The 23,289-nt window shown below is 43.4% G+C and carries 22 protein-coding genes; 9 read left to right on the plus strand and 13 right to left on the minus strand.

Annotated elements, in window-relative coordinates; translation table 11 throughout:
• The first annotated feature begins 1 nt into the window (after window position 1).
• Window positions 2-601 (plus strand): dephospho-CoA kinase, encoded by a 600-nt coding sequence (gene coaE / locus ACG9ZB_RS03445; protein WP_419324134.1) that lies wholly within the window; start codon window positions 2-4, stop codon window positions 599-601.
• 13 nt (window positions 602-614) lie between these two features.
• On the opposite strand, the gene ACG9ZB_RS03450 is transcribed toward coaE, so the two are convergent.
• The 3 genes from ACG9ZB_RS03450 to ACG9ZB_RS03460 form a co-directional block, all read right to left on the minus strand.
• On the minus strand, window positions 615-1,532 hold the full coding sequence (locus ACG9ZB_RS03450) for a DMT family transporter (RefSeq protein ID WP_419324136.1): 918 nt from the start codon (window positions 1,530-1,532) through the stop codon (window positions 615-617).
• A gap of 31 nt (window positions 1,533-1,563) precedes the next feature.
• A complete protein-coding gene (gene rlmB, locus ACG9ZB_RS03455; RefSeq protein WP_419324138.1) occupies window positions 1,564-2,313 on the minus strand; it encodes a 23S rRNA (guanosine(2251)-2'-O)-methyltransferase RlmB in 750 nt (249 codons plus the stop codon).
• 141 nt (window positions 2,314-2,454) lie between these two features.
• Entirely contained in the window at window positions 2,455-2,778 is a 324-nt protein-coding gene (locus ACG9ZB_RS03460; protein WP_125273379.1) for a pyrimidine/purine nucleoside phosphorylase, read from the minus strand.
• A gap of 391 nt (window positions 2,779-3,169) precedes the next feature.
• On the opposite strand from ACG9ZB_RS03460, the gene recN reads away from it, so the two are divergent.
• The 3 genes from recN (at window position 3,170) to ruvX (ending at window position 5,934) form a co-directional block, all read left to right on the plus strand.
• On the plus strand, window positions 3,170-4,831 hold the full coding sequence (recN, locus tag ACG9ZB_RS03465; protein ID WP_419324140.1) for a DNA repair protein RecN: 1,662 nt from the start codon (window positions 3,170-3,172) through the stop codon (window positions 4,829-4,831).
• A gap of 112 nt (window positions 4,832-4,943) precedes the next feature.
• Window positions 4,944-5,498 carry a YqgE/AlgH family protein gene (locus tag ACG9ZB_RS03470; RefSeq protein ID WP_087527061.1) on the plus strand — a complete coding sequence of 185 codons (555 nt, stop codon included), beginning with the start codon at window positions 4,944-4,946 and terminating at the stop codon, window positions 5,496-5,498.
• On the plus strand, window positions 5,491-5,934 hold the full coding sequence (gene ruvX / locus ACG9ZB_RS03475) for a Holliday junction resolvase RuvX (protein ID WP_419324142.1): 444 nt from the start codon (window positions 5,491-5,493) through the stop codon (window positions 5,932-5,934). The genes ACG9ZB_RS03470 and ruvX overlap by 8 nt, the downstream gene beginning before the upstream one ends.
• Window positions 5,935-6,015: 81 nt before the next feature.
• Here the strand turns inward: ruvX and ACG9ZB_RS03480 are convergent, their stop codons facing one another.
• The 3 genes from ACG9ZB_RS03480 to ACG9ZB_RS03490 are packed head-to-tail and all read right to left on the minus strand — an operon-like array spanning window position 6,016 to window position 9,349.
• A complete protein-coding gene (locus tag ACG9ZB_RS03480) occupies window positions 6,016-7,023 on the minus strand; it encodes an HlyD family secretion protein (RefSeq protein WP_419324144.1) in 1,008 nt (335 codons plus the stop codon).
• Window positions 7,024-7,058: 35 nt separating this feature from the next.
• On the minus strand, window positions 7,059-7,265 hold the full coding sequence (locus ACG9ZB_RS03485) for a DUF1656 domain-containing protein (protein ID WP_005400946.1): 207 nt from the start codon (window positions 7,263-7,265) through the stop codon (window positions 7,059-7,061).
• A gap of 2 nt (window positions 7,266-7,267) precedes the next feature.
• A complete protein-coding gene (locus ACG9ZB_RS03490; protein WP_419324189.1) occupies window positions 7,268-9,349 on the minus strand; it encodes an FUSC family protein in 2,082 nt (693 codons plus the stop codon).
• Window positions 9,350-9,797: 448 nt separating this feature from the next.
• On the opposite strand from ACG9ZB_RS03490, the gene ACG9ZB_RS03495 reads away from it, so the two are divergent.
• A complete protein-coding gene (locus ACG9ZB_RS03495; RefSeq protein ID WP_004692725.1) occupies window positions 9,798-10,568 on the plus strand; it encodes an IclR family transcriptional regulator in 771 nt (256 codons plus the stop codon).
• A gap of 6 nt (window positions 10,569-10,574) precedes the next feature.
• Here the strand turns inward: ACG9ZB_RS03495 and ACG9ZB_RS03500 are convergent, their stop codons facing one another.
• The gene (locus ACG9ZB_RS03500; protein ID WP_419324146.1) at window positions 10,575-11,207 is read right to left on the minus strand and encodes an alpha-ketoglutarate-dependent dioxygenase AlkB family protein; all 633 of its coding nucleotides are present in this window, start codon (window positions 11,205-11,207) and stop codon (window positions 10,575-10,577) included.
• Window positions 11,208-11,335: 128 nt separating this feature from the next.
• Here ACG9ZB_RS03500 and ACG9ZB_RS03505 point away from each other — a divergent pair, with 128 nt between their 5' ends.
• The gene (locus ACG9ZB_RS03505) at window positions 11,336-13,138 is read left to right on the plus strand and encodes an ABC transporter ATP-binding protein (RefSeq protein WP_419324148.1); all 1,803 of its coding nucleotides are present in this window, start codon (window positions 11,336-11,338) and stop codon (window positions 13,136-13,138) included.
• A 52-nt stretch (window positions 13,139-13,190) separates the two neighbouring features.
• On the opposite strand, the gene pgsA is transcribed toward ACG9ZB_RS03505, so the two are convergent.
• From pgsA to lpxO, 6 genes are all read right to left on the minus strand, one after another.
• Window positions 13,191-13,778: a CDP-diacylglycerol--glycerol-3-phosphate 3-phosphatidyltransferase gene (gene pgsA, locus ACG9ZB_RS03510; RefSeq protein ID WP_004692729.1), complete on the minus strand. Its 588-nt coding sequence runs from the start codon at window positions 13,776-13,778 to the stop codon at window positions 13,191-13,193.
• 106 nt (window positions 13,779-13,884) lie between these two features.
• On the minus strand, window positions 13,885-14,679 hold the full coding sequence (locus ACG9ZB_RS03515) for a thioesterase family protein (RefSeq protein ID WP_419324150.1): 795 nt from the start codon (window positions 14,677-14,679) through the stop codon (window positions 13,885-13,887).
• 113 nt (window positions 14,680-14,792) lie between these two features.
• Complete coding sequence (uvrC, locus tag ACG9ZB_RS03520) at window positions 14,793-16,592, minus strand: excinuclease ABC subunit UvrC (protein WP_419324152.1); 1,800 nt, start codon at window positions 16,590-16,592, stop codon at window positions 14,793-14,795.
• 160 nt (window positions 16,593-16,752) lie between these two features.
• The gene (locus ACG9ZB_RS03525) at window positions 16,753-17,097 is read right to left on the minus strand and encodes a DUF2185 domain-containing protein (RefSeq protein WP_348929331.1); all 345 of its coding nucleotides are present in this window, start codon (window positions 17,095-17,097) and stop codon (window positions 16,753-16,755) included.
• 157 nt (window positions 17,098-17,254) lie between these two features.
• On the minus strand, window positions 17,255-17,662 hold the full coding sequence (locus ACG9ZB_RS03530) for a PH domain-containing protein (protein ID WP_419324154.1): 408 nt from the start codon (window positions 17,660-17,662) through the stop codon (window positions 17,255-17,257).
• Window positions 17,663-17,881: 219 nt separating this feature from the next.
• The gene (gene lpxO / locus ACG9ZB_RS03535) at window positions 17,882-18,796 is read right to left on the minus strand and encodes a lipid A hydroxylase LpxO (RefSeq protein WP_125273387.1); all 915 of its coding nucleotides are present in this window, start codon (window positions 18,794-18,796) and stop codon (window positions 17,882-17,884) included.
• Between the two features lie 479 nt (window positions 18,797-19,275).
• Here lpxO and fadB point away from each other — a divergent pair, with 479 nt between their 5' ends.
• The 3 genes from fadB to ACG9ZB_RS03550 all read left to right on the plus strand — a co-directional run bounded on the left by fadB (window position 19,276) and on the right by ACG9ZB_RS03550 (window position 23,268).
• Window positions 19,276-21,429, plus strand: coding sequence for a fatty acid oxidation complex subunit alpha FadB (gene fadB, locus ACG9ZB_RS03540; protein WP_419324156.1), 2,154 nt, complete (start codon window positions 19,276-19,278; stop codon window positions 21,427-21,429).
• A gap of 12 nt (window positions 21,430-21,441) precedes the next feature.
• Window positions 21,442-22,614 carry an acetyl-CoA C-acyltransferase FadA gene (gene fadA, locus ACG9ZB_RS03545; protein WP_419324158.1) on the plus strand — a complete coding sequence of 391 codons (1,173 nt, stop codon included), beginning with the start codon at window positions 21,442-21,444 and terminating at the stop codon, window positions 22,612-22,614.
• Between the two features lie 153 nt (window positions 22,615-22,767).
• On the plus strand, window positions 22,768-23,268 hold the full coding sequence (locus ACG9ZB_RS03550) for a glycine-rich domain-containing protein (protein ID WP_419324160.1): 501 nt from the start codon (window positions 22,768-22,770) through the stop codon (window positions 23,266-23,268).
• The last annotated feature ends 21 nt before the right edge of the window (window positions 23,269-23,289 follow it).

Genomic DNA, 23,289 nt, shown 5'->3' on the forward strand with positions numbered 1-23,289 from the left:
TATGTCATTTATTTTAGGTCTGACAGGCGGGATTGGCAGTGGAAAATCTGCCGCAAGTCACTGGTTTGAACAACAAGGCATACAAGTGGTCGATGCCGATGTCGTTGCTCGAGAAATTGTTGCTGTAGGTCAGCCTGCACTTCAGCAAATTCGAAGCAGCTTCGGCAATTGGGTCTTGCTGGACAACGGCGAACTGAATCGACGCGCTTTACGTGAACACATTTTTCAGGACCCGTCTGCCCGTAAGCAATTGGAAAAGATCACCCACCCTGCAATTCGTCAGTCCATCATGCAACAATTACAAGCTGCAACCAGCCCATATGCAATTTTGGTTTCACCGCTACTTTTTGAAACCAATCAGCATGAACTAACACAACATACGCTTCTGATCGATGCTTCAATTGATATCCAGATTCTTCGTGCTTCGCAGCGCGACCATCAAACCATTGAGCAAATTCAAACAATCATTAAAGCGCAAATGTCCCGTGAACAAAAACAATCGTTAGCTGATGATATTGTGGTAAATGATGGACACTTGGAACACTTATACGCACAACTCAGACCGTTGCATTTAAAATATTTGGCCCATTTAGAGGTCTAAAAAAAGCTGTCGATTATGACTGCTTTTTTTGTTGTGCGAGTTGGGCTTTCAGACTGTCCTGCCGTATCCAACGCCATGGCTGCAAGGCCCCGATCCCCATTCCCAGAAGCCCACATAAAATCGCAACACTCAAAGGCTCATTGAGCAAAGGAACCGCAATAATCGCAGCAATAAAAGGCGCCAACGTCACAATACTGCCTGTTTTAAATGCCCCCAAACGCTTAATGGCTTCGACATAAGTGAGGGTCGCCACGATGACCACAAACACACCATGAAATACCACCTGAGCAATCAATTGCACAGGTTGCACATGCGCTATAGTTTTGGGGAGGAATAAAACATAAATTGGCACAAAAATAATCGCAGCCCAAATCGCAACACCTGCCATAGAGTGCCATGCCGACAGTTTCCACTGTCTCAATAAAACGGTAAATGTTCCCCACAGCACAGCACTGAGGAAAAACAAGCCATCACCTAAACTAAAAGCAACACCTGTTTCTTTATACATCAGCGCACTCATGGCCGTCAGTGCGAGCAACATAATACTGAGGCTGAGCCAAGTATGCCGGTCAAACGGTTGTCGAAATAGCAGATAACCTGCAACAGCTGTACAAAGTGGAATGCAGCCATTGAGAAAGATCGCAGCATGTGCCGCAGGCACATAATGGAAAGCGCTATAAGCAGTGATGCAGTAACACACCCCTCCAATCATCGCCAAAATAAAAGGCTCTTTCTTCCACAAAAAGGCGGTATCTTTTTTATAAATCAAGATCGGCATTAAGATGCAAAACGCCAACAGAAAACGTAAGGCGGTAATATCCCACGCACCAATGCCCCAATTAGCACTGAGACGTGCCGTTAAGGTAAATCCCCCCCAAATACACATGGTGATGGCAATAAAGATATAGCCTTGTTTTTGAGAGGTCATCATTGGGCTTACATTAAATCAGAAATTAAAAATCTTAGACATTACGTTGACGGCATGCTTCATACAAAGCCATACCCGTTGCTACACTGACATTCAGACTTTGTAGATTGCCCGCCATCGGAATATAAACCGTTTGATCGCATTGAGACTGGGTAATTGGACGCAGACCAGTATCTTCAGCACCCATCACCACACATACAGCCTTTCCAGTAAAATCGAACTGTTGTAACGGCAAGGCTTTTTCATCCAACATGGTACCGACCACACGCACATTAAACTCATCTTTAATTTGCGCTAAAGTCCGAGCCAAATTGGTCACTTGGATAAATTTGACTTTTTCAGCACCACCTGCCGCAACTTTGCGCGCGGTCGGGGTCAAACTTGCAGAGCGATCACGAGGCACAATTACAGCTTCGACACCCATTGCAGCCGCGGTACGGATACATGCGCCGAGGTTATGCGGATCGGTGACTTGGTCTAAACCCAGTAATAAACAATTTGGCGATTGCTTCAGTAAGGCTTCTAAATCTTTTTCATTGAAAACTGGATGAGGACGGACCGCCGCCACAACCCCTTGGTGGAATGGCAAGCCCGCCATTTTTTCTAATCGATCACGGCCCGTTTGTTGTACGCTAATACCAAACGGTTCAGCCAATTCAAGTACACGCTTTAAACGCTGGTCATCACGCCCTTTTAAGGTAAAAAGTGTGAGCACACGTTCAGGCTCAAGCTCCAACAATGACTCCACCGAATGAACGCCATAAAAATATTCAGGTTTAGCCATGTAAGACCTCTAAAAGATAAATCACCATCGACACGATGTGCCAAAATAAAAATCCTGTAAAGCTGACTTTACAGGATTACTGTTCAATATCTAGTTTAACTGATTTTGCTTAAAATTACTTAGTGAGTATCGTCTGAAAGCTTAGCCTTCTAAATGGCACACATAGTCCAATACGTCGTCGGTTTCAATTTTAAAACGACTATTGCCAGGCACATAAAAAGACTGACCTGCGCGGAACAATTCGCTCTCTTCGCTGTCTGCAATTTTTACACGGCATTCGCCTGAAATAATTTCCATACGCTCTGGCACATGTGTTTCGAACGTCAAAGCTTGCTCTGTCGGAAGAATAACTCCTAACGTTTTTTTGGTACCATCTTCAAATTGCACAGTATGACTGATGCATAAACCGCCAAAATAAACATTGGATTTTTTAATGACAGAGACATGATCGAACTGAGTTGACATGCATACACTCCAGATAATGCGCATTTATAATCATATTGATGTGCTAGTTTAAAGATGTGCGATTAACTAATCAATCCATGTTTTATTCCCCTCAATCAATATTTTGTTAAAGTCCGACCATCGTACAATTGCCTCAATTTCTAGCCCATTTTGGCTTGTTTTTTGCCAATGCGATCGTTCCCTGAGTCGTGCTCTTTCTATACACACCGCATACCCACACGTTTGTGCCGAGTTTGCTATAACAGTTGGATTTAAAAAAATCTGCTAGGTCGACTTTCAGATTCACGCTAAAATAAGCCGACTTTGCACAAAACGAATAGCGTTGCCGTCTTGTCGGCTGAATAAAACTTCACTATCTTAAACTAAAACTTTTCGCAGCTCGGATGCGTTTATGCTGACACATTTAACTTTAATTAATTTTGCTTTAGCCGATCACTTAGCACTTGATATCGATCAAGGTTTTAATGTCCTGACTGGGGAAACGGGTGCAGGCAAATCATTATTGCTAGATGCACTGTCCGCCTGTCTGGGAGAACGCACCGACACCAACTATGTCCGTTTCGGTTCAGATAAAGCCGATGTCACAGCTATTTTCAGCTATCAAGAGCACAGTCCTGAAGCCTTATGGTTAAAGGCACATGAGTTAGATGATGAGTCAGGCGAAATTCATCTAAGACGGGTTATTTTTGCCACTGGCCGTAGCAAAGCATGGATTAATGGTCGTCCAAGCAGCTTAGCTGAATTGAAAGAAATCGGGCGTTTGCTGGTACAGCTGTATAGTCAACACAGTCAGCAACAGCTATTAGAACCGCCTTATCCAAGACGTTGGTTAGACCTCTATCATAACTTCTACCCAGAAGCGCAAGCTGTGCGTGAAGCCTATAGCACATGGCAAAAAGACATTCGTCAGCACCAAGCCGCATTGGATGCTCAAGCCACGCGTAAACAACGTATGGATACTTTGAGTTTACAATTAGAAGAACTCGAAGATGTGGTGCAAATCGACTATAAAGAGATTGAACAAGAGTTCGACCGCCTGTCTCATCATGAAAATATCATGCAGGACTGTAGTTATGCCGTTACGGCCTTAGATGATGCTGAACAAAATATTAATCAAGAAATTTCTAGTATTATTCGCCGCTTAGAGTCACATGCAGGACGCAGTGAACAATTGGCCGAGATTCATACGTCTTTGCTGAATGCACAAAGTGAGCTTGACGATGCCACAGCCAACCTCCGTCAGTTTATTGACCGTCAAAGTTATGACCCAGAACGCATGGAAGAGTTGAACACCCAACTTGAGATGTTCCACCGTTTTGCCCGTAAGTACCGCACGCAGCCAGAACACTTAAAACAAGAACATGAACAATGGCAATCTGAACTGGCAGAGCTTCATTTATTAGAAGATCCAGAAACACTAGCTGAGCAAGTTGAAGTCTCGCATCAGGACCTGTTAAATAAAGCCCAGCACCTCGACCAAATTCGTCGCGATGCAGCCGCACCATTGGCAAAACATTTAACCGAACAGGTCAAACAATTGGCTCTGCCTGAAGCACACTTTGAGTTTAAGTTTGAACCAATGGAGCAAGTTTCTAGTGAAGGCCTAAGTTTTATCCAATTACTGTTCACCGCCAACAAAGGCATTCCACCACAACCATTAGCCAAAGTTGCTTCAGGCGGAGAGTTGTCACGTATCGCGTTGGTGATGCAAGTGATGAATGCTGAAAAAACTGAAGCAGAAGTTTTAGTCTTCGATGAAATTGACGTCGGCATTAGTGGTGGCACGGCGGAAATTGTCGGTCGTCTCTTGGCCGACTTGGGTTCGCATGTGCAAATTCTGTGTATTACACACCAAGCTCAAGTTGCAGCACAGTCTGACCAGCACTTGTTGGTGAAAAAACGTCAGACTGACCCTGCCAGCAGCACCATTTTAAACTTAGAAGAAAATGAGCGTATCAATGAACTCGCACGTATGACAGGTGGCGTTGAAATTAATGACACCACGCTACAACATGCCAAGCAATTACGTCAGTTGAAGTTTCAATCCACCTAATTTATGTAGACTGGATCACAAAAAAAGATTTGGAGAAAGTGCATTAGTCTAGTAACGTGGTAGATAACAACATTTGACTAGAAGCATTTTAATTTCAAGGAGAAGCCTTTAGGTGAGCAAACAATATCTGACGCATCGCTGTCTCATTGCCCCACCCGATATGGCAGATGAAGTCTTTGCCCATACCGTGATTTATTTGGCCCGACACGATGAGGAAGGTGCTCAAGGCATCATCATCAACCGCCCTTCAGGCCTTTCAGTCAAAGAACTGCTCAATGATCTTGAAATTGAAGCCGATCACGTCCGACCACACGATGTTCTCCAAGGTGGGCCTTTGCGTCCAGAAGCTGGCTTTGTCTTACATACGGGCCAGCCGACATGGCACTCTTCCATTGCGGTGGGCGAGAATATCTGTATCACCACGTCTAAAGATATTTTAGATGCGATTGCACATAATGAAGGTGTAGGTCGCTATCAAATTGCTTTGGGCTATGCCAGTTGGACCAAAAACCAATTGGAAGATGAACTGTCTCGTGGTGATTGGTTAGTCTGCGATGCTGATATGGATTTGATTTTTAATATTCCTTATGACGACCGTTGGGACGCTGCCTATAAAAAGCTCGGGCTGGATCGAACCTGGTTGTCTTCTGAGATTGGACATGCCTGATTTAAACACGCCCCAAATGATTATGGCATTTGACTTCGGCACACAAAAAATGGGCATGGCAGTCGGTCAAGCACTGATTGAAAGTGCAACACCTTTGGCTTTGTTTCCCATGAAAGATGGCATCCCCAATTGGGATGAACTGCATAAAATTATTAAGCAATACCAACCCAATTTATTTTTAGTCGGTTTACCGCTCAATATGGATGATAGCGAGTCGGAATTATCTACTCGAGCGCGTAAGTTCGCACGTCGTTTACGCCATCAAACCAATATTGAAACATGGATGGTAGATGAACGCTTAAGTACTCGTGCAGCCCGTGATGAGCTCAGCCATTACCATGCGCAAGGTCGAGGCAAAAAACTTTCTGCTGATAGCCTGGCCGCAACATTCTTTATTGAAAGTTGGTATCGTGAACCCAAAGGACTTAACCCTTAGTTCGGAGTCTCTCGAAACATAGCGTATCATCCTAAAAAAGCATCTTCATTAGATGCTTTTTTGAAATGAACAGAGACCCATTTAGTGGCTCTTCTCGATAATATGTACTGTCACAGTTCGCCCCGCGACAAACCCCAATTCATTTTTTGGAATATCATCCAGTGCAATTTTCACAGGAACGCGCTGCGCTAAACGTACCCAACTAAAGGTTGGGTTTACATTGACCAACAAACCTGTACTTGTAGTTCGTTCACGATCTTCAATGCCTGAAGCAATCCCCTGCACATGCCCTTTTAAGATGTTTGAATCGCCCATCAACTGTACAGTCGCAGGTGCACCCAAATATATTTTATTTAATTTGGTTTCTTCAAAATAACCAACCACATAAAGCTGTGAGCGATCTAATAATGCCGCTACCGCTTGTCCCACTTTGACATAATTCCCTGCTTTCATCTCAAAATTAGACAGTGTGCCATCGGCTGGTGCTACCACCTCGGAACGGTTCAAGTTTAATTCAGCCAAATGTAAATGACTGGTGGCTACATCGATTAACGCCTGTTGCTGCGCAATATTGGCTTTGGCCTGCTGAATCGCCGCTTGCATTTGTTCATGTTCGGCATGCGATTGATCTCGTACGGCAAACATCTGATCTTGTTCTTGTTTTGAAATCGCACCGTCCATCAAGTTGGCATAGCGTTCTGCATTTTTATCAGCCAAGTGGCTATTGGCTTGTGATTTGGTCAAATTGGCCTTGCTTTGAAATAGCTCCGCTTCGGCGGCGGCTAAACTAGCTTTGGCTTTAGCCAAGTCTGATTTGGCTTGTTCCACATCAAGCGCCTGACGCGCCACATCAATTTTAAACAGCACCTGCCCTTGTTTGACGCTTTGATTATCATGCACTAAAACTTCAGTAACTAAGCCTGAAACATCGGAAGACACTTGAATCACATCGCCACGAACCCGCCCATCACGTGTCCACGGTTCAGCATTATAATAATGCCAAAGATGCACGAGCACTGCGATCGCGGTACCCGCAATCAGGACTAAAGTGATGGGACGACTCAGTTTACGCCAATCAAAGGATGCCATTTCTTTTACCTCATTCATTTCAATCAGATGTGCGCTTAGGCAAAGCTCACGATAAAACCCCAATGGACCATGCCAAGCACTGTAATGTAGAGGCATAAATAAAAAATACTGGGTAAAAAAATCCAGCCTTTGTCGACCCAAGGATCAGTCACCCGCATGAGTAACCTTAATACGATGTAGGCCAATACCGCCTGAATGACCAAAACTGGCACATAAACACCATAGATATTAAGTTCACCCATTGTTATGCTCCCAACAAACGGACTTGAGACATTTCGTCCCATGTCGCATGACAGAGACTGCTTTGAATATTATTCAGTGAAACTTGCAAACGCCGAGCAATACTTAAGTCTTGCAGCTCTATAAGCTCGGCCTGAATGATCTGAATTTTGTCCAAAATGTGTTGTCTAACCTGTAGGTCGCTATGGTCTAATTCTTTTGCGTAGAAATAAGCATCCATTTGGCTTTGTAGTTCTTGTAGATGCAGCGTGATAGAGGCCTGCACAGGCATTTTTTCAATCAGTTCTTGCACCCGAGTTAAATCAATCACCGCACTGGATTCAATCAGGGCCAAATTAATTTTTTGCTTCAATCGATCCGACTGTACCAATTTGGTATTCAGTACGCCTATCCGATCCAACATACTGCGCAAATGCACTCTAAACTCCACCCCATAAGGTAAATAAAGCGCTTGTCGTATCGCTTTATAATGTAAAGACAGGATTCGCTTGGCGGTAATGTCCGGCGACATCGCACGCACCAAGTGAATCACATAGACAGAAATGATGGGGCCAAGCACCGTCCCAATCGATGCATCAAAAAACATCACTTGGTCAAGGTGATAACGGTTTTGCAGGTTTAAGCCCATGACCACACCCATTATCAAAGGTAGCGCCAAACCTGTGAGTGGTGGGTGTAAAAACAGCATCAGACAGTACATACAAAAAGGGGCTAACACCAGAGCCAACATCCAAAAAGCGCTAATGTGCGGAAAGATGCCATAAGCATAAATAAAGACAATAATCGCCGCATACAGACTGGCACGGATAAAGATTTTTAAGGCAGGGACAGGATTGTCCATGCTGGTCAGAATACAGGCACAAATAGCGGCCATCTCTGCCATCATAAAACCGGCTTTCCAACCACTGATAATCCAAAAACCAGTTGCCACAAGCACCACAATAAAAGCTGAAATGCCGCCACGCACGGCTACGCCATGATCTCGATGTAAGTTGGGATAGTTTGTACTCATCGGGATCACGGTCGCAGGTAAACTGTCATCGCCTTGTTGGATACGCTGCCAAATCAACTTAATGGCACGTATATTTTGAATAAAATGACGGACATCCATTTTTAAACTGGCCAATATAACTTGCTGCTGTGGCAAGGCACTGTCAAATACAGCTTGGAAACTCGACTCAAATTGTTCAGGCAAATGATTTAGTTCTTGTTCTAAAATGGCTTGATCGCCTTGCAAAAACTCGACGATCTGCACATGGACTTTTTCTAAAGCTGGACGGTAGCGTGAGTCAATGTGATCTAACTGCTGAATTCGCTCGGCCATGGCCACCAAGTTTGTCACCAACATACTGAGTTGATGCAGCATTTCTTGGAGCGGTTTGGTCATGCCCTGCAAGGTCGATTTTTCATAGCTCAAATGCACAGCCATCACATGAATATCGGCAATATCCCGCGTGATATGACTAAGTGTAGTGCTGTAATTAATGGCCTTAACATCATCTGTCAGAATCTGATCAAAAACTGCTCGGGTGTCTTGAAAAGTCTGTGAAACACGGGTTTTGACTACGGGACCAATATGCATGGGAAACAGTACCGCATTCACCACTGCACTACACAGTACTCCCACCGTGATTTCAATACAGCGACCAATCGCCATATCAAACATGGAAGTGGTTTCAATGTTATAGACAATGTTGTAGCAAATAATGACCGTGGTATAGCCCGCCAACATAAAAATATAGCTACGCGGCGTCCGATCCAACAATGAAAAATATAGACAAAACCCGACCCATGTGGCTAAAAATAATGTGAACAATTCTGGAGTGTTGATCAGGTTTGGCGTGACTGCAATCGAAACAATCGCCCCCAACAACGTTCCCAACACCCGATAAAGACTTTTTGAGGAGGTCATACCCGCATATGGGTTTGCGATGACGAAGACCGTTCCAATCGCCCAAATGGGATAAGCCAAATCTAAAGAAAATGCGACATAAAGTGAAAGCATGCCTGCCAAAAAGGTTTTCATCGCAAAAATCCAGTCCAATTTATTTGGACGGAATGCGAGTAACTGTTTGGTGAGGAACATAAATTCATCTCTAAATGCGCTGAATGACAACATTTAAACAACTCTTCAACACAGCATTGCTCAGACAAACAGCATCACTTCGTCCTCACCTCATGCGAAGACGGATGAAAAAATGATTCAAATAAATGAAGTCTTTTACAGACATGGTCAAAGACAGCGCCATGTTGAAAGGAAAGAAAATAGCTCAACAAATAACAAAAGCATTATTCATTAAAAGACATTTATAATGATAATTTTTCCAAAAATATGAATTTTTGTCAATTAAAATATCTTAATATGATAATTTACATATTTTTAAGCTCATATTTCACCCTTTTTATTGCGTTGCAAATGCTGATAAAAGTCCACGAAAGCCATGCGTCCAGAACGAAAGCCATGTCGAGTCTAGGGTTTTTGTTATATAGTAACTGTCGTTCAAATGGCATTTATTTTGACTAAGTAGGTTCTTATGGCACTTTCAAGTTTCGGTAAAATTCTCACTGTCTTAGACCTCTTTTCTGTGTCACGCCCGATTATCAATGTCGATATCATCAGTGCCGAACTCGGACTCTCACAGCCCACCAGTTATCGTTATTTAAAGGAATTGGTATCCGCAGGACTTTTACAGCGCTTAAGTGGAACCAGCGGTGACTATACTTTAGGCTCTCAAATTGCTGTTTTGGACTATATCTCTCGAACCACAGACCCACTCTTACAAATCAGCATTCCTTTTATGCAAGACATCGTTGAGCGAACGGAGTTTTGCTGTATCCTCACCCAGCTCAACGCAGAGCACTGTATTGACCTATATGGTGAAGTCTTTAAAGACCTTGAGTTATTTTCTTATGGGCGCGGTTGCCCACGTCCCGTGTATTTGGGTTCATCGCCTAAAGTGGTCATTTCACAGCTCAGCAAAGCTAAAATTATTGAATATTATCAAAAATTTTCGGCTCAACTGGCCGAGGTCAATTTTGCTGCAAGCCAAGATGAATTTTTACAGAAAATGAAAGCCATTAAGAAACAGGGCTATTATTTTTCCAATGGCGAGTTTGATCCCAACCTCGCCAGTCTGTCTGTACCAGTCAAATTTTCGCCCAAAGATACACCGTTGGCACTGACTTTATTGGCTTCAAAAAATCGGTTTGAATTTGTCGATCTGAAAAAAATGGTCGAAATATTAAGACATAGCGCCTTACAAATCGAACAGAAATGCCATCTATTGCATAATATTGAGGCTTAACTCAACTTAGCTTTGAGGCGCTGGATAGAAGTAGCGAAAGGTTAAATTCAGACGCGGCTCAGTGATTTTGCTAGATTTCATCAAAGCATGTTTCCAGTAGCGCTGTGTCTGTCCACGCATCACGATCAATTGCCCGCTGTGCAACATCAGCTCGACTTTTTCCTGTTTAAACTTGTGCTTAAAGCAAAACTTACGAGTTGCGCCAAAACTGAGTGAGGCAATCACCACATTTTCTTGCTGCGGCGAACGTAGTGAAGGCTCATCATCACTATGCCAGCCCACGGCTTGGCTGCCATTTTCATATAAATTGGCTAGGCACGAGTTAAATGGATGTCCCACCAATTGCTCAATATATTGTTTTAAACGAAACAAAGCTGGATTCCATAACAGTGCTTGCTTGGCACTGCCCGAATAGTGATATTGGTACTCGGCATCGCCATACCACACCACTTTTCGTTCCGTGACATAACGTTTGCCATACAGTACGACCTCGTCAGGTTGCCATGCCAAATGTGCTAAAAAATAATCCAAATATTTTGCACTTTGCTCTGCCGTTAAAATCAAGCCCAAGTCCTGCACCTGCCCATCGAATGGGAGCAAGTTTGCTTGCGGTTCAGGACTAAACAGATGTAAGGTCATGACTTTTCCTCCTCTGCAAACAGTTTAACTGAATTTAGAACGACACAAATCAAAACAAAGTCACAGCTTGTCGCCTAGCTTCCTTATGCATACACTCATGTGAACTTTCACAATAAAAAGAAGCATGTATGAACCTTTGGCAGTTGTTTCAAAAGCTTCGCCCCTTTGTCCGCCCCTATCGGATATTGGTAATTGCGACCTTGATCCTGACGCTGATTGGTTCCTTCACTGCTCAGATCAATGCTCTGACTTTGCAATATGCTGTCGACAGTATCAACCGTCTGGTCGAACAAGGCCAAGGACTGACCGAAGGCCTACATATTTTGATCACCATTTCTGTGATTTTACTCAGTAAAGAAATCATCAGTGCCTTAGTTCAGTTTGGTCAAAAGTTTTATGGGGAAAAGCTCCGCATTCTAGTATCACAAGACTTGGCGCAAAGCATTATCGAAAAATTCCTCAACTACCGTTTGGCTTTTTTTAATGCCGATCAAAACCAAGCGGGTAAGCTACAAACGCGAATTGACCGTGGCATTGGTTCACTGACCCGTCTGGTACAAATCTTTTTTATCGATATTTTGCCACTTTTTAGCAGTGCCATTGTGGCACTGGGGCTGATGTACTATGCCAACGTCTACGTCGGTTTGGTGGCGACCAGTATTATCCCAATTTACTTTTGGCTGACCTTGCAACAAGCTAAGAAACTGGGGGGATGGCGACGCAACCTGCGTGATGGCCGAGAAAAAAAGAGCCAAGGCATTCTCAGTATTATCCAGTCGATTAGCGTGATTAAGTCCTTTAACCGAGAGTCTATTGAGTCGACCAAACAACTGAAACTGCAAAAAGCACTGACCGATAATCAGATGCAAACGCGCCAACTCAGCTTTTTATTTGATGGCTTAAAGACTTTTATTGAACAAATCGGGATTGTGCTGATTATCATCCTCACAGCGTACTTTGTACTCGATGGACAAATGAGCATCGGGATGATCATGTTTCATATTTTATTGTTCAATAATGTCTCTGCGCCAATTCGTTCATTGCACCGTATTTATGATGAAGTGAATGATGCGATGATTTACGCGGAAAGTTTTTTTAAAATTTTAGAAGCAGATGATGAAATCGAGCAAAGTGGTGCACTCAAACCCAAAATTCAGGGAAAATTCAGCCTAAAGAGTGTCGATTTTTTCTACCCCAATGGTCATCATGCGCTTAAGCAAGTCAACATGGAAATTCGACCCAACAAAATCACGGCCTTGGTCGGTTTATCCGGTGCAGGAAAATCAACTTTAATTAGCCTATTAGATAAATTTTATCAGCCAGATACAGGAAAAATTGAGCTTGATGGAATTGATTTACAAGACATCGACACCGCCTATTTACGCGAGCACATTGGCCTCGTCTTACAGAAAAATCACATTTTCCAAGGTAGTATTTTAGACAATATTCGCTATGGAAAAATCAATGCCACAGATGATGAAGTCTATGCTGCCGCAGAAAAAGCCTCTATTCATGAACAAATTTTGCAGCTACCGGCAGCTTACCAATCTGATGCACTGATGCTTTCAGGTGGACAACAACAGCGTATTGCACTGGCACGCATGTTCCTCAAAAATCCACCAATTATTTTTCTCGATGAACCGACCGCCAGCCTCGATGCGATTGCTAGCGAGCAAATTAAACAAAGCCTCGATGAGATCAAACAAGGGCGAACGGTGATTATTATTTCGCATAGTTTGTCACAAATTATCGATGCCGATTATACCTATGTCATGAAGGAAGGTTGTATTGCTGAACATGGGGAACATGAAGCGCTGTACCGTCAGGATGGTATCTATAAAGAAATTTTCGATGCGATGGCCAAGAGCCTCAATATTGAAAAAATTGCCAAGACGTTTGAAGATGATACTGAGGAAGAAACGCATAGTTAATCTTTTCAGACACAAAAAAAGCTCCCGCAGGAGCTTCTTAAAAATCTAACAATCAAGGCTGTTTTAAGTACGGCCAAGCTGCTTTGAGGTAAATAAACATCGACCACAAAGTCAAAATTACTGCGGTATACAACAATGCATAAGCCAACATTTCAAGCGGCTGCCAATTCAGTAAGAACACGGTAATCGCAATCATTTGAAAAGCAGTTTTATATTTCCCGACCGTAGACACAGCTACATTGGTACGCGCACCCAATTCTGCCATCCATTCACGCAGTGCTGACACCGTAATTTCACGGGAAATAATCACAATTGCCGCAAATGCCATCGAAATTTCAGGTTTCCACTGTACCAACACGATCAGTGCCGCTGCCACCATCAATTTATCCGCAACAGGGTCTAAGAAACGCCCAAATGCAGAGGTCTGATTTAAAGTACGCGCTAAATAACCATCGAACCAATCTGTCACCGCTGCAACGACAAAAATAGACGTCAACAAAATATGACGAGACATACTTACCGCTTGTTCAGCGATACCCATTACAGGGGGCCAATAGGCCACCAACAAAAAGACCGGAATTAAGGCAATACGCGCCAAGGTCAAGATATTAGGAATATTCAGGATGCGACCTGTAGTCATAAACACCGCCAGTTGTTTCCCTCATGTACGATGAAAATGCACACTTTTTTGAGGTTTAATCCATCGTTAATAGCGCCCACTTTATACGAATTGACCTAAGGTGTCACTAGGCAAACACGGTAACTGTTTGACGCGAAATTGCAATTAAACGATTCTGATCATCCCACAAATAGGCGGCTTCGGTGGAATATCCATCCGCAGCATATTGCGTTTCAACATGGTACTTCATCCAATCATGTAACTGATTTTTCAGCGGATGCACATAAGTCAAATGCCATGTCAGCGAACTGGCGGGTGCCATGCTTTTAAACATCGGTAGCACCCCTGGTGGCCAAATGTCCATCGACACCATGAGGTCGGCTACGGTCATGTCTCGATTTTCATGTAAGTCTGGATTAAATCGATACCAACCAGAAAAGTCAGGCTTTGGGCTGGCTGTACATGGATACTGCCCTGTGACCCAAACCATATCCAGCTGCTTAAAACACTCAGGTGCAAGCGGGTGATGCGGCGCTGTTGTCAGACCATCAACCGATGGAAACGCGGGTGCTACAGGTTCTTGATGAACATGGATACTCGATTCACGCTGTGTCCCGAAGCTTGCCACCAAAATACTTTGGACCGCATCATCTTGCCATAAACGTACTTCCAAGGTGGTAACCGACTTACCTTGACGTAGAATCTCGCTGGTTAAACGAACTTTGGCCTGTTGTACTGGGCCAACAAAAGTCACGCTACAACTGAGTAAATGCTTCGTGTCATCGGCAAGAGTCAACAATGCTTTTTGCATCATTAAACCTGCGACCAGTCCCCCATAAATCGTGCGTCCTTGTAACCAACCTGTAGGAATATCAATCCATTCTTGTTCTGCTAAAGCCTGATAACTGTGTTGAAGCGGCATGTGGCATCCTTATTTTCAATTCCGTCCATATCTTTACAACACAATTCAACCAATGTGAATGATCAATGACCCATGCGTCAATGAGCACTTTTGCCATCGCAGTAGATGCGGTTCTACTCATGCAAAACTTTATAAATGATGCGGGCCATCACTTCACCCAAACCGGGGACTAGGGTTAAGTCTTTTTCGGAGGCTTTCAACACCCCTTGAATCCCGCCAAAGTGCGTCAACAAATCGCGGCGGCGTTTCGGACCCAAACCTGGAATTACTTCCAAAATCGATGAACCCCGTTTTTTATCGCGTTTGGCTCGGTGCTTGGTTATCGCAAAGCGATGCGCCTCATCACGCACCTGTTGAATCAAATGCAACGCTTTATGATCTTCAGGCAACTGAATTTTAGTTCCATCAGTAAAGTGTAGGGTTTCAAGGCCCGGTTTACGTCCCTCGCCTTTTGACACCCCAACCATAAAGGCCTCTAAACCCAGCTCTTGCATGACGTCCATCGCCATATGCAACTGCCCTTTGCCACCATCAATCAGCAGTAAATCAGGCAACATGGCTTTTTTATAACGACGAGTCAGGGCTTGGCGCATTGCGGCATAGTCATCACCCGCGGTAATGTCTTGAATTGAAAACTGACGATAATCACGCTTACGAATGCCTCCACTGTCGAATACCACACAGGAAGCCACGGTTTCTTCACCCATGGTATGTGAGATGTCAAAACATTCGATCCGATCAATCGGACGCCCCACCACTTGTTCAAGTTGATGGAAACGCTCATTCAGCTCAAAGTGATTGGCCAATTGCCCTTTGATCGCATGCTGCACATTCATCTGTGCCAGTTCTAACCATTCTGCACGTGTCTCACGCACGCTATGTTTAATCTGTACTTTCTTCTCAAACTGTTGCTGTAGTGCTTGTTCCAGTTCTTTTTGATCGGGCAATTCGACATTTACAATCACCTCACTGGGTACTTCATCCGCCACTTGGAAATAAAAGTTCGCTATGAAGTCGGCCAGCATTTGCCCCAAATCATCTCCAAGCATATCTGGAAAATAACTTTTACCTCCGAGCATTTTGCCGTTGCGCACATGCATGATCTGCACGCAGGTCACCCCTGCCTGATAAGCAATCGCTAAAATATCGGCCTCACCTTTGAGCTTATAAATGGCTTGTTGAGACTGGACATCCCGCAGCAGCGCCATACGGTCACGGTAAAACACCGCTTTTTCAAATTCTAGGGCTTCGGCCGCTTGCTCCATTTTCGCAATCAGTTCTTGATTCAGCTCTTTGGTGTCCCCTTGTAAAAAACGAATCGAGTTATCGACATCATTTTTATACTCTTCAGGGCTAATGAGTCCTACACACGGCGCTGAACAACGTTTGATTTGATACTGCAAACAAGGACGCTTACGCTGTGAAAAATAGCTATTTTCACACTGGCGAACATTAAACAGCTTTTGCAAAACCAACAAAGTATCCCGTGCATTATAAGCACTTGGATACGGCCCAAAAAACTTCCCAACTTGGTGTTTGCCTTTGCCCCGACCTGATGCAATCCGTGGATAAGGTTTGTCGGCAGAGACAAAGATATACACATAGGACTTATCGTCCCTGAGCATGATGTTATAGGGTGGACGGTGCAACTTAATCAGATTTTGTTCAAGCAGCAGCGCTTCAGTTTCGGAACGAACGACTAAGGTTTCGATGTCATAAATACGCGCCACCAAAGCCTGCGTCTTCGGGTGCTCAATAGTTTTGACAAAATAACTGGAAACACGATTTTTTAAATTTTTCGCTTTGCCCACATACAGCAGTTCACCGTCTTTGCCGAGCATGCGATAAACGCCCGGCAGTGTGGTCATATTGGCTAAAATTTTTTCGATATGTTCTCGTGCGTTTTCGTTCACAGGGTTCCCTAATTTTCTCGGCTCGCCGTCAACTGTTCTGCTTAGGCTTAGCCTTTGATCTGTCTTTTAGATTGGGCAGGTCTGACGCATTTCAAGCACATGAAAGTGCATTTCAAAACCAGTCTGGCTGGCAAAAGACATTGATACTGAGATTGAAGGCTTATTCCAGATCCATCGCTTCAAAATCGATCCGTTCAAACACACCTTGCTCATTGCGGGCAAAGTGACTTCCCGCAGGCGCATTTAAGTGAGCAATGATGTCCGTATCATAGTTGGCAATCACATTGACCTCATAAAGACCCAAGTTTTCAGGGTCTTCAATATAGTCATCTCCTTCTTCACCCGATAAAAAAACCCAGCCACTTTCATCGCTAGATTGTGCTTCTTCACGGTACATATAGGCCACCTTTAGGCCTTGCACCGTAATCATATCTGAAGCGATACAACTTCCCATATGAGGCACTAAAGTTTGAATTTGTGTGGGACTCAATTGATACGACTTCATAAGCATATCCTTCAACGGCAAGTAGACGTTTTGCAAGTGGAGGTTTGTGAGAGTGAATAGGACTCAAGTTTATTTTACTTTAGTCCTCACGGCATATTTGAGCAAGGCTTTCACTCGCTTAGGCCCTTAAAGCATAACAACCTGCCTAAGACTATATTTATGACAATTTTAACGCAGCTTTAAACGCTACTTTGTCCTTCGGTGACACCAAAATGGTTTTGGTTTGGCCCTCTTTTAAGTATTCAATCTTTAGACGGTCTAGAGACAAAGCAGGTGAACTGATTGAATTATCTGTTTCAGAAACCGACTGTATCGCAGTCAAGGGAATGATCCATTTAAAACAGAGACTGCGAATTGTCAGTTGCTCCTGATCGACCACATAGCGGGTACTCCACAGCGGCCACCACAGCAAAATAATAGTCAAAGCATAGACCACAACGAACAAAAGATTTTGCATCAAAATGCCTTTGCCATAGGTGGTTAAAATCAATTGGGCCAACAAGCCTGACATCGCAATAATAAACCCCAAAAACCACCAGTCCATCTTCGAACGAAACTTTTGCACCTTGAAACCTCATGCTTTATCTAAATTATAAGTTGCGATCTTAAAAATGACACAGATACGCGCTCATGTTGTTTTTAGTTTTAACTGGATAAAGCATAAAGCCATGCGTGGTTCAAATCCACTGTAAGCCTTGAAATAAATAGAAAAATCAAAAGGGCAGATAGGCTTCCCCCTTTTATGCCCAAATAAAAAAACGCCACTCAGGGCGTTTAATGTACTTTAAAACACATAAGGTCGAACAAAGATCAGGAAGAAAATTCCGAGCATCAGGAACCACTTTAAGAAGTAGTACAGTTGACGGTTGGTTTTCTTCAAAGCTTTGGCTTTGATCCGCACTTGATAGACATAACCAAAGACTTTATTCAGCCCACCCGTTTGGTCCCCTGCTTCATTTGGAGAGCTGGCAGCGGTCATAACTTTTTTACCAAACCAATGATTGAAACGTTCCATAAAGCGTGTCTTTAATGGACGCTCGACATCGGCAAAGAAAATAATGCGGTTTTGATCCGTGGTGTTTTCGGCATAGTGAATATAAGTTTCATCAAAGACCACGCTTTCACCATCGCGCCATGAATAGCGCTCACCATCCACATCAATAAAGCAGCGATCATCATTGGGTGTGATCAACCCCAAGTGATAACGCAATGAACCCGCATAAGGGTCACGGTGACGAACCAAACGGCTGTCAGGTGCCAGCTCGGTAAACATCGCGGCTTTAATGGTCGGCAAGGTTTTCAGCAACGCCGTCGTTTTTGGACAAAGTTCAGCGGCTGACGGATGCGCAGAGTCATACCATTTCAGATAAAAACGCTTCCAGCCTGTTTTGAAAAAGGAGTTAAACCCCAAGTCATCATAACTGCTCGATGCTTTAATTCCGCCTTTTTCATATAAAGCTTTTGCTTCATCACGAATCATTTCCCAGTTTTCATCCAACACTTTTAAGTCTTGAAAATGCTGTGTATCGATATATGGCTGATTCGGTACCTTTGAAAACATGTACATGAGGTAGTTAATTGGCGCAAGAATCGTTGAGTGATCGAAAAATTGACGATAAAACGAGTGACGAACCTTCCCACGTTGCTGAATATAAAGTGCAGAAAGAATAAAAATCGCCAAAATGATCCACTTAATCATATGAAAACCTGGAAACCAAAGAAAACGAAATAAAAGAAAAAGACCAGTATTCGGTCTAGACTGCGAATTGTAGCATAAGCTGCAAAGTACGTCCTATTTCCAGCTTTTCATCACAAGTTTTCATTCTGTTTAAGTTCACATGCAAGTACAGCATTGACTAAATTGCCAAAATCGGCACAAAGATTGACTTGAAACATAAGGGTGCTGTCTAATCATTTTTTGCGCACTCATCCATAAAAAATCTTAAATGAAACAAAAACTTCACTCTATTTAGTTCTCATTATTCAAAAATACATCACGCAAGCACACGAAATAATTGAATAAAAATAGATGACCCTTGCGTCACGGCTTGATACAACTTGTTATGTTCTTTTTCGATATAGTTATCGTAAGATTGGCGGAGCATAGATGTACGTAGGAATGACGTACTCGCTTCACAACATCAACTTAGAAGTCCTCCAAAATAAAGGAGATCAGGCATGATCCACGCTGGCAATGCCATTACCGTCCAAATGCTTTCGGACGGAATTGCAGAATTCCGCTTTGACTTACAAGGTGAGTCGGTCAACAAATTTAACCGTGCAACGATTGAAGATTTTAAAGCTGCAATTGACGCTGTTAAAGCAAACGGTGACATCAAAGGCTTAATCGTTACTTCGGCTAAATCTACATTTATCGTTGGCGCAGATATTACTGAATTTGGTGCAAACTTCGCTCAAGGCGAACAAGCGATTGTGGATTGGGCATTGCCTGTTCACGACATCTTCAACGCGTTTGAAGATTTAGAAATTCCTAAAGTTGCTGCAATCAATGGTATGGCATTGGGCGGTGGCTTTGAAATGTGTCTCGTGTGTGACTATCGTGTGATGTCAGAAGCGGCTCAAGTCGGTCTTCCTGAAATCAAACTGGGCATCTTCCCTGGTTTCGGTGGTACGGTTCGTTTAAGCCGTCTAATTGGTATCGACAATGCAGTTGAATGGATGGCGATGGCTAATCCTAAAAAACCAGCTGCTGCACTCAAAGACGGTGCGGTTGATGCCATTGTTGCTGCGGACAAACTACAAGACGCTGCAATTGACTTGGTTAAACAAGCCCTTGCTGGCCGTGTAGACTGGAAAGCAAAACGCCAAGAAAAATTAGACCCTGTTAAATTGAACCCACTTGAACAAATGATGGCGTTCAACACAGCAAAAGGTGCGGTACTAGCAAAAGCAAACCCTGCACAATACCCTGCGCCAAAATTGATGCTGGATTCTTTACAAGCAGGTGCAAGCTTGCCACGTAATGACGCGCTCAAAGCTGAAGCTGAAGGCTTTGCTAAAGCTGCTGTAACGCCTCAAGCAGGTGCGTTGATTGGTTTGTTCATCAACGACCAAGTGGTGAAAAAGACCTCGAAAAAATATGAAAAAGGTGCACATCCTGTGAACCAAGCCGCTGTACTCGGCGCGGGTATCATGGGCGGTGGTATTGCTTACCAAGCGGCAAGCAAAGGCACACCAATTATCATGAAAGACATCGGCAACCCACAATTAGCTTTGGGGATGTCTGAAGCAAACAAATTGCTGACTAAGCAAGTTGAACGTAAAAAAATGACACCTGCCAAAATGGGTGAAACTTTGGCACGTATCCGCCCAACTTTAAGCTATGACGAGTTTAAAGAAGTAGATATCGTGATTGAAGCCGTGACTGAAAATCCAAAAGTCAAAGGCATTGTGTTGGCTGAAACTGAGAAGAACGTTCGTGACAACACGATCATTGCTTCAAATACTTCAACCATTTCAATCACACGTTTGGCTGAAAACCTACAACGTCCTGAAAACTTTGTCGGTATGCACTTCTTTAACCCAGTACACATGATGCCATTGGTAGAAGTGATCCGTGGTGAGAAGACTTCGGCTGAAGCGATTGCGACGACTGTGGTTCTTGCTCAGAAAATGGGTAAAACACCAATCGTTGTGAACGACTGCCCAGGCTTCTTGGTGAACCGCGTATTGTTCCCTTACTTTGGTGCATTCGACTTGTTACTTAAAGATGGCGCAGACTTCCAACAAGTCGACAAAGTGATGGAAAAATTCGGCTGGCCAATGGGTCCTGCATACTTAATTGACGTTGTCGGTATCGACACGGGCGTTCACGGTGCAGAAGTCATGGCTGAAGGTTTCCCTGACCGTATGAAGCCAGACTTCAAAGGTTCAATCGAAATCATGTACGAAAACAAACGTTTGGGTCAAAAGAACGACGTTGGTTTCTACAAATACGAACTTGACCGTAAAGGCAAAAAAGCCAAAGTGGTTGATCCAACTGCGTATGAGCTTGTTGCTACTGTGGCAACTGCGGAAAAACGCGAGTTTGATGCTCAAGAAATCATTGACCGTATGATGCTTGCTTTCTGTAACGAAACTGTTCGTTGCCTAGAAGACAACATCGTAGCAACTGCTTCTGAAGCAGACATGGCGATGATTATGGGTGTAGGTTTCCCTCCATTCCGTGGTGGTCCATGCCGTTACATCGACCAAACAGGTGTTGCTGAATACGTTGCACTTTGCGACAAATATGCACACTTAGGTAAGGCTTATGAAGCGCCACAAATGTTGCGTGACATGGCTGCTAACAACAAAAAATTCTACGGTTAAGGAGCAACGTGAATGGCTACTTTAAATCCACGTGACGTTGTCATCGTTGATGGCGTACGTTCTGCAATGGGTAAAACCAAAAACGGTATGTTCCGCAATGTACGTGCTGACAGCTTATCGGCTGAATTGGTTCGTGCTTTAGTTGCTCGTAACCAGTTTGACACCAATGAAGTTGAAGACCTGATCTGGGGCTGTGTAAACCAGACTCTAGAGCAAGGGATGAACATTGGCCGTAACATTGGCTTATTGGCTGACCTTCCAAAAACTGTGGCAGGTCAAACGGTTAACCGTCTTTGTGGTTCATCTATGCAAGCGCTTCACACCGCTGCTGCACAGATTGCAACCAACCAAGGTGATATCTTCATCATCGGTGGTGTAGAGCACATGGGTCACGTAGGTATGATGCACGGCATCGACCTGAACCCAGAAGCGTCTAAGCACTATGCAAAAGCGTCTAATATGATGGGCTTAACGGCTGAAATGTTAGGTCGTATGAACGGTATATCGCGTGAAGAGCAAGATGCTTTTGGTGTGGAATCACACCGTCGTGCATGGGCTGCAACACAAGAAGGTCGTTTTAAAAACGAAATCATTGGCATTGAAGGTCATGACGCAAATGGCTTTAAACAGCTATGCGACATCGACGAAGTGATCCGTCCAGATGCAAATCTTGAAGCATTTAAAGCATTGAAACCAGTTTTCGATCCTAAAGGTGGTTCAGTAACAGCAGCAACCTCTTCAGCTTTGTCTGATGGTGCTTCTGCAATGCTACTCATGTCTGCTGAACGTGCTCAAGCTTTAGGTCTTAAGCCACGTGCTGTAATTCGCTCTATGGCGGTTGCAGGCTGTGATGCTGCGATTATGGGTTATGGTCCAGTACCTGCAACTCAAAAAGCACTTAAACGTGCTGGCTTGACGATGGATGACATCCAAACCATCGAGTTAAACGAAGCGTTTGCTGCTCAAGGTCTATCTGTAATGAAAGGCTTAGGCGTGTATGAGAAGCAAGACATCATTAACTTAAATGGTGGCGCGATTGCACTGGGTCACCCATTGGGCTGTTCAGGTGCACGTATCACAACGACGTTGTTAAACGTGATGGAACAACAAGATACGCAAATCGGTCTTGCGACTATGTGTATCGGTCTGGGTCAAGGTATCGCGACTATTATCGAACGTGTTTAATATTTAGTTAAATACTGAAATAAAAAGAACCCCGCTTATTGCGGGGTTTTCTTTTGTCCCGTGTTTGTCCCTTTTTGAATATACTTAAACTGGCAATATTCCTTTCGTAGCTTAATCACTACAAAACCTTAAACATTCGAAAAGGATAAGCCCATGACAAATTTAGCAACCAACCTAACAAAAGATTTGGCTTTAAAATGCACTATTTTACCTACTTCTATTTCAGCTCTGAATTTTGAAAAATTAAATTTTAAACTCACATCCAGTAAAGAAGCAGTAATGTCCAAAGACCTATTTCAATTTGCTGAACAAGAGTACAAACGATTTTTAACTCTAAAATACTTCTACCCTAAAGAAACTCTAGTACCTAATAAATTAGTAGATGAATTTTGGCATGCGCACATTCTAGATACTCGCAGTTATCAGATGGATTGTTTGAAAGTTTTTGGTACTTACCTGCATCATTATCCATACTTTGGAATTCATGATGAATTAGATCAACTAAATTTAGAAAAAACCTTTAAACGCACTAAAGAATTATATGAAATTTGGTTTGGACCATATCCAGATTTCACTATAGCAGCAAGATGTGCTGACCATGCTTGTCATGCACCATCTAGTTGCGCATGTCGTGTTCCAGGTGCATGTAAGTAATATTAAAGGGGCTATCTAGCC

It is taken from the genome of Acinetobacter johnsonii (assembly GCF_048551975.1).
GTDB lineage: Bacteria > Pseudomonadota > Gammaproteobacteria > Pseudomonadales > Moraxellaceae > Acinetobacter > Acinetobacter johnsonii_A.